At 71.3% G+C, this 12621-nt stretch carries 13 protein-coding genes; 6 read left to right on the top strand and 7 right to left on the bottom strand.

Annotated elements, in window-relative coordinates; translation table 11 throughout:
• Nucleotides 1-23 precede the first annotated feature (23 nt).
• The 7 genes from ABZS40_RS29140 to ABZS40_RS29110 form a co-directional block, all read right to left on the bottom strand.
• Entirely contained in the window at nucleotides 24-602 is a 579-nt protein-coding gene (locus ABZS40_RS29140; protein WP_354946742.1) for a dihydrofolate reductase family protein, read from the bottom strand.
• A complete protein-coding gene (locus tag ABZS40_RS29135; RefSeq protein ID WP_354946740.1) occupies nucleotides 599-1798 on the bottom strand; it encodes a sigma-70 family RNA polymerase sigma factor in 1200 nt (399 codons plus the stop codon). The genes ABZS40_RS29140 and ABZS40_RS29135 overlap by 4 nt, the downstream gene beginning before the upstream one ends.
• Nucleotides 1799-1818: 20 nt before the next feature.
• Nucleotides 1819-2172: a YciI family protein gene (locus tag ABZS40_RS29130; protein WP_354946738.1), complete on the bottom strand. Its 354-nt coding sequence runs from the start codon at nucleotides 2170-2172 to the stop codon at nucleotides 1819-1821.
• A 275-nt stretch (nucleotides 2173-2447) separates the two neighbouring features.
• Nucleotides 2448-3410, bottom strand: a complete 963-nt coding sequence (locus ABZS40_RS29125; protein WP_354946736.1) for a hypothetical protein — start codon at nucleotides 3408-3410, stop codon at nucleotides 2448-2450.
• 44 nt (nucleotides 3411-3454) lie between these two features.
• Complete coding sequence (locus ABZS40_RS29120) at nucleotides 3455-4282, bottom strand: peptidoglycan-binding domain-containing protein (protein WP_354946734.1); 828 nt, start codon at nucleotides 4280-4282, stop codon at nucleotides 3455-3457.
• Nucleotides 4283-4459: 177 nt separating this feature from the next.
• Nucleotides 4460-4816 (bottom strand): L-rhamnose mutarotase, encoded by a 357-nt coding sequence (locus ABZS40_RS29115; RefSeq protein ID WP_354946732.1) that lies wholly within the window; start codon nucleotides 4814-4816, stop codon nucleotides 4460-4462.
• Nucleotides 4817-4924: 108 nt separating this feature from the next.
• Nucleotides 4925-6127, bottom strand: coding sequence for a transposase (locus ABZS40_RS29110; RefSeq protein WP_354946730.1), 1203 nt, complete (start codon nucleotides 6125-6127; stop codon nucleotides 4925-4927).
• A 157-nt stretch (nucleotides 6128-6284) separates the two neighbouring features.
• Between ABZS40_RS29110 and ABZS40_RS29105 the strand changes: the two genes are divergently transcribed.
• The 6 genes from ABZS40_RS29105 to ABZS40_RS29080 all read left to right on the top strand — a co-directional run.
• Complete coding sequence (locus tag ABZS40_RS29105) at nucleotides 6285-6965, top strand: response regulator transcription factor (protein ID WP_354946728.1); 681 nt, start codon at nucleotides 6285-6287, stop codon at nucleotides 6963-6965.
• Nucleotides 6966-6978: 13 nt separating this feature from the next.
• On the top strand, nucleotides 6979-8430 hold the full coding sequence (locus tag ABZS40_RS29100; protein WP_354946726.1) for a HAMP domain-containing sensor histidine kinase: 1452 nt from the start codon (nucleotides 6979-6981) through the stop codon (nucleotides 8428-8430).
• Nucleotides 8427-9338 carry a Gmad2 immunoglobulin-like domain-containing protein gene (locus tag ABZS40_RS29095; protein WP_354946724.1) on the top strand — a complete coding sequence of 304 codons (912 nt, stop codon included), beginning with the start codon at nucleotides 8427-8429 and terminating at the stop codon, nucleotides 9336-9338. Before ABZS40_RS29100 ends, ABZS40_RS29095 begins: the two co-directional genes overlap by 4 nt.
• A 136-nt stretch (nucleotides 9339-9474) precedes the next feature.
• Nucleotides 9475-10104: a TetR/AcrR family transcriptional regulator gene (locus ABZS40_RS29090; RefSeq protein ID WP_354946722.1), complete on the top strand. Its 630-nt coding sequence runs from the start codon at nucleotides 9475-9477 to the stop codon at nucleotides 10102-10104.
• Nucleotides 10105-10137: 33 nt separating this feature from the next.
• Entirely contained in the window at nucleotides 10138-11631 is a 1494-nt protein-coding gene (locus ABZS40_RS29085; RefSeq protein WP_354946720.1) for a DHA2 family efflux MFS transporter permease subunit, read from the top strand.
• 110 nt (nucleotides 11632-11741) lie between these two features.
• On the top strand, nucleotides 11742-12621 hold an 880-nt coding region (locus ABZS40_RS29080; protein ID WP_354946718.1), incomplete at its 3' end, for a maleylpyruvate isomerase family mycothiol-dependent enzyme.

Genomic DNA, 12621 nt, shown 5'->3' with positions numbered 1-12621 from the left:
ACCCGCCTGGGCGGCATGCTCGGTCAGACGTGCAGGGTGGGTCGGTAGACGAGCTCCTGGGTGCGGCCGTCGAGGGTCCGGCTCTCGATCAGCTCCAGGTCGAAGTCGGCCGCTCCCTGGAAGATCGGCTCGGTGCCGGTCTGTCCGGTGATCACCGGGAAGATCGTCACCTGGACGACGTCGACCAGCCCGGCGGCCATCAGCGCCCGGTTCAACGACAGGCTGCCGTGCGATCGCAATGGCACGTCGGACTCCTCCTTGAGCTGGGCGACGACGTCGACGGCGTCGCCGGGCACGACCGTCGCGTCCGGCCAGTCGAGGGGGCCTTCCAGCGTGTTCGACACCACCGTCGCCGGGAGGTTCCTCATCTGGGTCACCCAGGCGTCGCGGACCTCGGACTCGTCGGTGCTCGCGGCCAGCATCTGCGCGAACGCCCGGTACGTGTTGGCCCCGAACACCATGCGCTGCTCCGCGCTGTAGACGGACAGGCGGTGCGCGAGCAGTTCGGGGCCCTGCTTACCCCAGTACCCGCCCCAGTTTCCGCTCGTGGTGCCGAAGCCGTCGAGGCTGGAAAAGACGTCGACGGTGTAGGTGGCGGTCATGATGCTCTCCATTCACTGGTGAGTTCGGTACGACGGGTCTCCAGGTGGGCCCGCTCGGTCTCGTTGGTGGCCAGTGCCGCGGCCTGGTCGTAGGCGGCTCGGGCCTCGTCGTCGCGTCCGAGCCGGGCCAGCAGTTCGGCCCGGGTGGCAGGCAGCCGGTGGTAGCCCGGGAGGGCGACGTCCTCCAGCGCGGCGAGGGCCACCGCCGGCCCGTGCACCTCGGCGACGGCGACCGCACGGTTGAGCGCCACGACCGGGGTTGGCGCGCGCGCGAGAAGTTGGTCGTACAGTGCCAGGACCTGCGGCCAGTCGGTGGCGGCGCCGTCGGTGTGCACAGCGCTGATCGCGGCCTGGATCTGGTACGGGCCGGGCCGGTTGCGGCGCAGGCAACGGCGGACCAGATCATGGCCCTCGGCGATGAGCTGCCGATTCCACAGTGACCGGTCCTGGTCGGCCAGCAGGACCAGTTCACCGGTCGGGCCGAGCCGGGCCGGTCGGCGCGCCTCGGTCAGCAACAGCAGGGCGAGAAGGCCCAGGACCTCGGGCTCGTCGGGCATCAGCGCGGCGAGTTCGCGGGCGAGCCGGATCGCCTCGGCGCACAGGTCCGTCCTGATCAGCGGGCCGGCGGTGGACGCGTAACCCTCGTTGAACATCAGGTAGAGCACGGCGAGGACGGGCGGCAGCCGGTCCGGCAGCTCATGTTCGGCCGGTACCCGGTACGGGATGGCGGCGTCGCGGATCTTCTTCTTGGCGCGGACGATCCGCTGGGCGACGGTCGCCTGCTGGACCAGGTAGGCCCGGGCGATCTCCGGTACTTCGAGGCCGCCCAGCAGACGCAGGGTGAGCGCCGTCCGCGCCTCCGGGGCGAGCGCGGGGTGACAGCAGGTGAAGATGAGTCGCAGCTGGTCGTCCTGCACCGGTCCCACCTCCGGGGGCTCATCCTGGTGATACAGCAGCAGGGCCTGGGCGTGTCGGGCCTCGCGGGTCGACTCCCGGCGAAGCCGGTCGACGGCACGGTTGCGTGCGGTGGTCACGATCCAGGCGCCCGGGTTCGGCGGCAGGGCCTGCCACTTCTGCAGCGCCGTGGTGAACGCGTCCTGGACGGCCTCCTCAGCGAGGTTGATGTCACCGAGGAGGCGGGCCAGGGTGGCGACGCAGCGGCCGTACTCCGCGCGATAGATGCTCGCCAGGTCCATGTCGCGAGACCGGCTCCTGGTCAGCCCTGGGACAGGTCGTCGAAGGGGCGCACCTCGATCGGCCCGCAGGCCGCCGCGCACCTCTCGGCCCAGGCCAGCGCCGCGTCCAGGTCCGCGCACCTGATGACCCAGAACCCGGCGATGTGCTCCTTCGTCTCGGCGAACGGCCCATCGCTCACGGCGGTGGTGCCGTTCTCGACCCGGACGACGGTGGCGCTGTCCGGCGAGGTGAGTCCCCCGGCGAAGACCCAGGCGCCGGCGGCCTGCATGTCGTCGTTGATCCGATCCGTCTCCCTGAACATGGTCTGCGTCTCCTCGTCGGACGGCGTCGGCGCGCCCTCGACGACGTGCACGGACAGCAGGTACTGCTTCATGACGATCCTCCGGTAGCTCGATGGTGGGATGGGTACAGGTCAGGCGGCCAGGCGGCGCGCGACAGCGTTGCGATGCCGGGCTCTCACCAGGGCTACGAACTGAACCGATCCCAATCGACAGGCACGCCCACACATGTGTCGAAGACTTTCCAACGCGAGGCAGTCTCGGAACCTGACGGGCGAGCCCAACCACCGATTCTCGCAGCTTGACCGACCGGTGACCGACGGCACGCCGGCCGGATCACCGGCCGGCGTGCAGTCCAGCTAAGGGGTCGTCAGTAGTTCACGTAGGCGGTCACGGCGCGGTGCTCGGAGTACTCGCCGCCGGCCATCGACGGCGTGATGGTCGCGGCGTTGCTGAAGCCGTTGCCGCTCTTGACCAGCAGGAAGTCGATCCGCCGACTGCCGTTGGTGTCGTACGCCGAGGAGCAGTCGCGGCTGCCGCACTTCTCGGCGATCGGGTCGCGGTACCCGTCGGCCCTGCCGTCGTTCCACCAGCCCGCGTCCTCGGGCTCGGCGTTGGCATCACCCGCGACGATCTTCAGGGCGCCACCGAGGCGGTCCATCGCCTCGTCGGCCTCCTTGATGTTCTCGTCGGCGCACGTGGGCCCGTGCCAGGTGTTGGTCGGCCAGTGGATCGAGGCCACCGACACGTCCTCGTTGCGGAGGTTGTCGTGCAGTCGAACGGCGATGTTGTGGACGCGGTCCTGGCTGCTGCGGGTGGGTTCGAGGTTCTGGCACCCACCGGTGCCGGCGTCGTAGTCCTCGGGGGCGTCGGATCTCCACCGGGTGGCGTCCTCGAACGTGAACCGGTCCGAGCGGTAGATGACCGCATTGGTCTGCTGGTTCTTCAGTTTGCCGCAGGTGCTGGTGTAACCCATCGAACCCGGGCTCGCGATCGCGATCTGTCCGGCGTACGTACCGGGCAGCTCGTCGGAGAGGCGCCGCGTGAGGGTGTTGAGCTGCGTCTGGTTGGACACCTGCTGCACGGTGAAGATGTCCGGGCTCAGCGGCCGACCCTTGAGGTAGGTGATCAGCCGGTCCCAGCTGTACCCGTCCGCGCAGGAGCTCGGCAGCCAGTTCTCGATGTTGTTGTTGTAGACCACCAGGTAACTCGTCGAGGTGTTCACGGCCGCCTGGGCCCCGGTCGAACTGGCGACGCTGATCGCCGCGGTGGTGAGGATCGTGGTGAGCACGGCGACGGTGCCGCGCAGGAAACGGCTACGACGGATGGACAATTTCGCTCCTCTGTACGCCGAACAGCCGGCATCGGAATGGGGCCTCAGAGCGCGCGCTGGTACTCCTCCCAGGTCCGCTTCGGGCTGACCGTCGGTCCATCATCGACGCCCCGGTTGGCCAGGCCGTTACGACCGAGGTAATAGTCGCCGGCCTGGTTCTGCGCACCGGTCGACTGGTCGGTGTCGGAGAGCGCGATGGCGTGGATGTGGTAACCCCAGTCCCCCTGGGCCGGGGTCCGCAGCCACGCGGCGAAGCCCACGGTGCGCAGGCGACGCAGCACGTCCGTCCGGACCGCCGAGGAGAGACCGCTGACGGAGAGGTCGAGCGCGCCGCCGCCGTCGTGCGTGCCGGCGGAGGCACCCACACCGCTGCTGTACGAGCCCTGCGTGATGCCGAGCTGACGGCCGAGCAGGCGTTCGGCCTCGAACAGCATCGACCTGGTGCGCGTGTTGACCTGCACACCGCGCAGTGTCACCACGCTGCCTGGCGAGATCGCCCTGGCCACGGTGTACCGCCCCTCGCCGAGCGATCGCAGCGACGACGGGCCGGGAAGACCTGTCGCGTCGAGACCGGTGTAGCCGAGGGACCGCTGGTACGCGGCGTACGCGGCGATCGTGCTGGTGCCGAAATGACCGTCGACGTACGCCGACGAGAGCAGTCCTCTCGCCTGGAGTGCGCGCTCCACCAGCAGGACGCTGTCCTTGGCCCCCTCGGTCAGCGCGGTGTCCGGCCGACGCGGGTCGATCTGCGCCGCCTTGATCAGCGCCTCCATGTCCAGCTGCGGCAACGCGGCCGAGGCCGGGCCAGCCAGCGGTACGGCGCCGACCACCGCCGCACCGGCGGCGACGAGCAGGTTCCTTCTCGTGAGCACGCTTCCTCCGTAAGATGTCGACAAATCTACATACAACAATGAAGCTATTCTTCAATGCGGGAGCTGAGTTGTCACCCCGCTGGGGCGTACCAACGTCCTCGGGCTCGCCTCCCACCGGTCGACACGGATGGTCGGGACCGACCGGCCCCGACCACCCGATGGCGCCCACCCGACCGGCTAGCTGCCGGCGCCCTGCTGGGTCGGGTCGGGCGCCTGCCCGCCCACCTCGTCGGCGAGGTGCCAGACCTCGCGCATCGGGGCCCACCAGTCCCCCGAGCCGGGCTCGGCGATCGACTCCTGACACGGGTCGGTCAGCTTCCACCACTCCTGCGTCTGCGGGTCCGCCGCGATCAGCCGCAGGTCGGCCTCGTAGTCGTCGCCCACGTACTCGTAGTAGCCGAAGAGCAGATCGTCGTGGAGGAAGATGGTGTAGTTGCGGAAGTTCGCCTCGCGCAGCGTCTTCTCCACGCTCGGCCAGACGGCGGCGTGCAACCGCAGGTAGGTTTCCCGCTGCTCGGGGCGGAGTCGGATCACGCAGCCATGACGTTTCACGTCGTGCCCTTTCGTGTCAGCTGGTTCAGGGGTGCCGAAACACCTGACCTTGACGTCCTCTGCGCCTTGAAGGGCGCAGATTCCGGTCTGCTATACCCCGGTAGGGGCGGGCTCCCGGCGGGTTACCGTTTCCCTGCGCGGTGCCGGCACGGATGCCGGTCTTATCTGCGCTCCACGGTCGTTGAGGTCCGCCCGTCCGGCGGCCCTGATGTTCCTGGCGGCGTTCACGTCCCGGTCGTGGTGACTGCCACACGGGCAGACCCACGCACGAACGTTCAGCGTCATCTTGTCGGTGATCCGGCCGCAGTCCGAGCACATCCGGGTGGACGGGAAGAACCGGTCCACCCGGCCGAAGGTGCGCCCGTACCGGGCAGCCTTGTACTCCAGCATCGCGGTGAACTGCGCCCACCCGGCGTCGTACACCGACTTCGCCAGCCGCGTGCGGCCGAGCCCGGTCACGCACAGGTCCTCGACGTACACCGCTTGGTTGTCGCGGATGATCGCCGTGGACAGCTTGTGCTGCCAGTCCCGCCGGGTGTCGGTCACCCGCGCGTGGGCGCGGGCGACCTTGACAACGGCCTTTCTGCGGTTGCGGCTGCCATGCTGCTTGCGCGACAGGTCCTGCTGCAACCGCTTCAGTTTGCGTGCCGCGCGACGCAGGAACTTCGGCGCGGTGACCTTCGTGCCGTCGGACATGACCGCGAAGTGCGTCAGGCCCAGGTCGATACCCACCTCGGACGCGGCCGACGGCAGCGGCACGTCCGTGCTCTGCACGACAAACGACGCGAAGTACCGACCCGCCGCGTCCCGGATCACCGTCACCGACGTCGGCATGGCGGGCAGCGTCCGCGACCAGCGCACCTGCACGTCGCCAATCTTCGGCAGCCTGAGCCGTCCGTTGTCCAGCACCTTGAACCGGGCGTTGGCCGTGAATCGGATGGCCTGCCGGTTGTCCTTGCGCGACCGGAATCGGGGCGCAGCCACCGTGCGGCCCTTGCGCTTGCCGGAAACTGAGGTGAAGAAGTTGCGGTACGCGGTGTTCAGGTCCGCGAGGGCCTGCTGCAACACCACCGCCGACACCTCACCCAGCCACGCACGCTCCGGGGTGAGTTTGGCCGCCGTGACCTGTCGAGACAGTTCCGCGTCCGTCACATATGGCAGGCCAGCCTCCCGCGCCAGCTGACGTGCGCGCAGCCCATCGTTGAACACCACCCGCGCGCACCCGAACGCCCGCGCCAGCGCCTGCTGCTGGCCCGACGTCGGATAGACACGGTAGTTGAACCGAAGCAGCACAACCACAGTCTGCCATTGGTTCATGGCCGAAGAGCGGCGCACTAGCCCGCATTTCGATAGCGGTTGGGCGGTGCCCGCCCGGAGGGGGCCAGCCGGCCGCCGATGTCGACCGTTGTGCCAGGACTACGCACTGTGGCGCCGGGTCTACCCTCGGATGATGGAGGGCCGCGTGTTGGTGGTCGAGGACGACTTCTCGATCCGGGAGGTCACCGCCCTCGGTCTGCGCCGCGCCGGGTTCCGGGTCGACACCGCCGTCGACGGGCGGCAGGCCCTGGCCACGTTCCGAGCCCACCCGGTCGACCTGATCGTGCTCGACATCATGCTGCCGGGCCTGGACGGCCTGGAGGTCTGCCGGGAGATCCGGCGGACCAGCCAGGTGCCGATCCTGATGCTGACCGCGCGTACCGACACCATCGACGTGGTGGTCGGGCTGGAGTGCGGCGCTGACGACTATCTGCGTAAGCCCTTCGACCTGCCCGAGCTGGTGGCCAGGGTCCGCTCGGTGCTGCGCCGGGTGAGCCGGCTGGCCCCCTCGACAGTCATCGAGATCGGCGGCCTGGAGATCGACCCGGGCGGCTTCGTGGTGCGCCGGCACGGCCAGGAGGTGGCGCTCACCGCCACCGAGTTCCGCCTGTTACTGGAGCTGGCCCGCCGGCCCGGTCAGGTCTTCACCCGGGATCTGCTGCTGGACCTGGTCTGGAACCACGACTTCCTCGGCGACTCCCGACTGGTCGACGTGGCGGTGCAGCGGCTACGCGCGAAGATCGAGGACGACCCGGCGCAGCCACGGCTGATCCGGACCGTGCGCGGCGCCGGCTACAAACTGTCGACGGGCTGACGGGGGGGCGGCGATGGCCGAACGCGCGGTGTTCCCCGGCCGCCTGCGGCGCCGACTGACGATCGCGTTCGTCCTGGTCGCCGGCGTCTCGGCCGGGCTGCTCGCCGGCGGGACCGGACTGCTGCTGCGGCAGTCCTGGCTGGACGCGTCGCTGCACGAGGCCGCCGCCGACGCCCGCTACCAACTCGTCCTCGCCGGGCAGTTCCTGCCGCTGACCGAGCAGCGCAGCACCGAACTGCTCACCAGCTTCGAGGCCAGCGGTCGGCACGTGCTGCTCGTCGACGGCCCGACCCGCGCCTCGCACCCCGCGTACGCCCCGGTGCTGGGCACCCGGTTGCGGGCCGTCGTCGCGGACGGGCGGCTCGGCTATCAGCGCTCCACGCCGACGGAGCGTCCTCGGCTGCTGGTGATCGGTGCGCGCATTCCCGGCTCGACCGCCGAGCTGTACGTCCTGACCGTGGAGGACGACGTCGCCAGCGACCTGGGTCAGCTACGCACCGCGCTGGTGGCCGGCTGGGTGCTCGTGGTGCTGCTCGCCGCCGCCGTTGGTCACGCGTTGGCCCGCCGCACGTTGGAGCCGGTGGGCCGGGCCAGCCGGGCCGCCCGAGCGCTCACCGAGGGCCTGCTCACCACCCGCCTGCCGGTACGCGGGCGCGACGAGTTCAGCGTCTGGGCGGCGACGTTCAACGAGATGGCCGAGGCACTGGAGTCGAAGATCGCGGCGCTGTCGGCCGCGCAGGCCCGGGAGCGGCGGTTCACCGCCGATGTCGCGCACGAGCTGCGTACCCCGGTGACCGCGTTGGTGGCCGCGGCGTCGCTGCTGCGCGAGCACCTCGACCAGCTGCCCGACGACGCCCGGCCGGCGGCCCGGCTGCTGGTCGGCGACGTGGTCCGGCTGCGCCGGTTGGTCGAGGATCTGATGGAGATCTCCCGACTGGACGCCGGGCGGGAGCAGCTGGTCGTCGGGCCGGTCGACGCGTTGGCACTGCTGCACGGCATCGTCGCGGCGCGCGGCTGGTCGCCCCGGGTGCGGGTCACCGGTGGTCCGGTCGCGGTGCGCACCGACAGGCGTCGGCTGGAGCGCGTGCTGGCCAACCTGGTCGCCAACGCGGTCGAGCACGGCGGTGGCGAGATCACCGCCGCCGTGGCGGGCGCGGGCCCCCTGGTCGTCTTCGAGGTCACCGACGAGGGGCCGGGCATCCCGGCCGAGCATCTGCCCCGCGTGTTCGACCGGTTCCACCAGGTCGATCCGTCCCGCTCCGCGCCGGGCAGTGGGCTCGGGCTGGCCATCGCGCGGGAGCACGCCGAGCTGCTCGGCGGCGCGCTGGGCGTGCGCAGCGAACCGGGCGAGGGGACCCGGTTCCGGCTGGAGTTGCCAGCTGACGGTCCCGCCGGTCCACACGGTGACCTGCCGCGCCCGGGTCCGGTTGGGCGTAGCGCCGGCGCGGCGGGCGGTGTGGGATGACCGGCCGTGGCGCGGTCGGGCTGGGCGTACCGGTGCTCGTCGCGGCGCTCCTGCTCGGCGGCTGCGGTACTCCCCGCTCCGGTGACCTCGGCCCGGCGCCCACCGCGCCGCCGCCGAGCGCCGCGCCCGCCGCCGGGCCCACCGAGCGCCCGGAACCCACCTCGACCCGGGCCGCGGAGCCGACGCCACCACCCACGAACCGGCCGCCGAGTCCGTCGACGGGTGCGTCCACCGGCACGCGCCGGCCGGACCCGGTGACCATCGAGCTGTGGTACGTCCGCGCCGGGCTGCTCGTGCCGACCCGGCGCACCCGGCCGGCCACTGTCGCGACGTCCCGGCTGGCGCTGACCGAACTGGCCGCCGGACCGAGCCCGGCCGAGGCTGCAAGCGGGATGACCACCCTGCTTGCGGCCGGCGTCGAGGTCACCCGCATCGCCGACGGCGTGGCGACGCTGCGGGTGCCGTCCGTCGGCGACACGGCCACCCGGCGGCTGCGCGAGGCGCAGGTGGTGTGGACGCTCACCCAGTTCCCCAGCGTGCGTCAGGTCCGCCTCGACGGCGCCGCCCCGGTGGACCGGACGGACTACGCGGACCTGCTGCCACCGATCGTGGTCACCGGACCGACCCCCGGCGAGCGCGTCTCCGCCCCGCTCGTGGTCACCGGCACCGCCACCGTGTTCGAGGCCACTGTGAGCGTCCGGGTGCTGGACGCCGCCGGCCGGGAGGTGGCCACCGGCTTCGGCACCGCCAGCTGCGGCAGCGGCTGCCGCGGTGGCTACCGGGTGGTGGTCGGCTGGCGCGCGGTCGGCGAGCAGAAGGGCACTGTCGAGGTGTACGAGGTGTCCGCAGAGAACGGCGCGCGGATCAACACGATGGCAGTGCCGGTGGTCCTCGCCCCCGGCGGCTGACCACCCGTTCACTCGCCGGACCCCCGGTGGAAACGTGACCGTTTCGCCGGCTCAGTGCGAGGCAACTCACGAAAACCTGCACGATCAGTCAACCGCGAACTAGTGTCAGTACGACATCGTTTCGCGGGGGGTTGGGATGCTGGGTGGTCAGCAGGTGGGCGCGGGTGCCGGGGTTCCGGCAGCCCGGGCTCCGCGCTGCACCGACAGCGACCTGTTCACCGTCGTCACCGACACCCTGCGCGAGGTCGGCTTCGACCGGATGACCATCGACGCCGTCGCCGCCCGCGCCCACGTCAGCAAGGCCACCATCTACCGGCGCTGGGACGGCAAGGCCGAGCTGGTCGTCGCCGCCCTGCGCGACCGGCACGTGGGTGTCCACAACCCGCCCGACACCGGCTCCCTGCGCGGCGACCTGATCGAGTTGCTGCGGGCCACGGCCGCGATCTGCACGGCCGACTGTGACCTGATGCAGGCGTTGACCTTCGCCATGCGGACCAACCCCGAGCTGGAACGTCTGGTGCGTCACCAGGTGCTGCCGGCCGGGCGGGTGGCCAGCACCGCCATCCTGGTCCGGGCCGCCGCCCGCGGGGAGATCCCGCCGGAGGCCGGCGAGCGGGAGCTGTTCCACGATCTGGCGCCCGCGCTCACCATGTCCCGCATCGTCGCGCACGGCCTACCCGCCGATGACGCGTTCCTCACCCAGGTCGTCGACCAGGTGCTGATCCCGGTACTCCGCTATCAGCACGACCGTCCGTCGCCGGCCTGATTCACCGATATTCGCAACACGGAAGGCTTCACCATGCCCGGAACCACCTCGACCGCGCCCGGCGCGCCCAACGCCGGGGCGTCGACAGGCGCACCGCACCCGCGGCGCTGGATCGCGCTGGCGGTCATCGCGGTCTCACAGCTGATGGTCGTCCTGGACGCCACCATCGTGAACATCGCGCTGCCGCAGGCCCAGGCCGACCTGGGGATCACCGACGCGAACCGGCAGTGGGTGATCACCGCCTACACGCTGGCCTTCGGTGGTCTGCTGCTGCTCGGCGGTCGCATCGCCGACTACTGGGGGCGCAAGCGCACCTTCCTGGTCGGGATGACCGGTTTCGCGCTCGCCTCCGCCCTGGGCGGTCTGGCCACCACCGGTGAGATGCTCTTCGCCGCCCGCGCGTTGCAGGGCGCCTTCGGCGCGCTGCTCGCCCCGGCCGCGCTGGCGCTGCTCACCGTCCTGTTCACCGAGGCCACCGAGCGGGCCAAGGCCTTCGCCGTGTACGGCGCCATCGCCGGCGGTGGTTCGGCGGTCGGCCTGCTGCTCGGCGGCGTGCTCACCGAGTACGCCGACTGGCGCTGGTGCCTGTTGGTCAACATTCCGGTCGCCGCCATCGCCATCGCATTCGCGCTGCCGCTGGTCCCGGAGAGCCGGGCCCACGGCAACACCCGCTACGACGTGCCCGGTGCGATCGTGGTGACCGCCGGTCTGGTCTCCCTGGTCTACGGCTTCACCAAGGCCGCCGAGGACGGCTGGGACGCCACCGCGACGCTCGCTTTCATCGCCGCGGGCGTGGTGCTGCTCGCCGCCTTCGTGGTGATCGAGCTGCGCTCCAGCCACCCGCTGCTGCCGCTGCGGATCCTGCTCGACCGCAACCGGGGCGGGGCGTTCCTCACCTCGACGCTGATCGGCGCCGGCCTGTTCGGGGCGTTCCTCTTCCTGACCTTCTACTTCCAGGTGGTGTTGCAGTACAAGCCCCTCGAAGCCGGTCTCGCGTCCCTGCCGGTCACCGCCGGTGTGCTGATCGCCGCGGGAGGCGCCAGCCAGCTGATGCCCCGGTTGGGTGCCAAGCCGCTGATGGTCGCCGGTGCGGCGCTCGCCGCCCTGGGCATGCTGGTGCTGACCCAGATCGACGTGGACACCTCGTTCCTCACCCACCTGCTGCCCGCGCAGGTCGTCCTGGGCCTGGGGCTGGGCTTCACCTTCGTCCCGCTGTCCAGCCTCGCCCTGGTCGGCGTGCCGGAGCACGACGCCGGCGCGGCCAGCGCGACGCTCAACGCCACCCAGCAGATCGGTGGCTCGCTCGGCACCGCACTGCTGAACACCTTCTACACCAGCGCGGTCGCCGCCTATCTGGTCGGCCGGGCGCCGAACCCGGTCAACCAGGTCGAGGCGCTGGTACACGGCTACCGGGTGGCCTTCGCCTGGGGCGCGGCGCTGATCGTGCTCGCCGGACTGGCCACCCTGGTGCTGGTGAAGGTCCGCAAGGAGGACATCCCGACCGGCAACACCGTGCACATGGGCTGAGCTGACCGACGTGGCCGCCGGCCGGATCGCCCCGCCAGTGGGGGTGGACCGGCCGGCGGCCACGTCCGGTAGCGTCCCGACCATCGTCGAATTTCCGTTTGAGGAGATCCATGTCGACCCCTGCTGACCAGATCATCACAGCTCTGCGCGCGGGCCACGAGGAGCTCGCCGCGCTCGTACGGGACCTCAAGGAGGACGACCTGCTCCGGCCGTCGGGGGCCAGCGAGTGGCAGGTGTCCCAGGTGCTGAGCCACCTGGGCAGCGGCGCCGAGATCAACCTGGCGACGCTGGACGCCGCCCGCACCGGCGCGCCCGGCCCGGACGGGGACTTCAACCGTGGCGTCTGGGCCCGCTGGGACGCGATGGCCCCGGCCGAGCACGCCGCCGGGTTCCTCGCGACCAACGAACGGCTGGTCGAGGCGTACGAGGCGCTGGACGCCGAGACCCGGGCCTCGATGCGGATCGACCTCGGCTTCCTGCCGGAGCCGGTCGACGTCGCCACCGCGGCCCGGTTCCGGCTCAGCGAGTTCGCCCTGCACCAGTGGGACGCCGAGGTGGCGTTCAACAGGTTCGCGGCGGTGACGCCGGGGGCGGTGGCGCTGCTGCTCGACCAGATCGGCGGCATGCTGGCCTGGACCAGCCGACCGCAGGAGCTGGCCGGCCGGGAGGCCACTCTGCTGGTCCGGCTGCACGCGCCGGAGCGGACGTTCGGGCTGCGGCTGGGCGAGAAGGTCGAGATCGTCGACGCGCCGGAGCGTCCCGACGGCGAGCTGGTGGCCCCGGCCGAGGCGTGGCTGCGGCTGGCCACCGGCCGACTGGGCCCGCAGCACACCCCCGACGGGGCGCAGGTGACCGGTTCGGTGACCCTCGACGACCTGCGCCGGGTCTTCGTCGGAGCCGCTGGGTGCCGGAGTGTCCGGTTCGCTCGGCGGCGGGGGCCGCGGCGGGGTAGAACGGACCTCATGGACCTCACCGACCAGCCCACCGCCC

This window comes from Micromonospora sp. NPDC005324 (assembly GCF_040607155.1).
In the GTDB taxonomy this organism is placed as follows: Bacteria; Actinomycetota; Actinomycetes; order Mycobacteriales; family Micromonosporaceae; genus Micromonospora; species Micromonospora trifolii.
The sequence above is the reverse complement of the archived record's forward strand: the minus strand, read 5'-3'. Positions and strand labels throughout refer to the sequence as shown.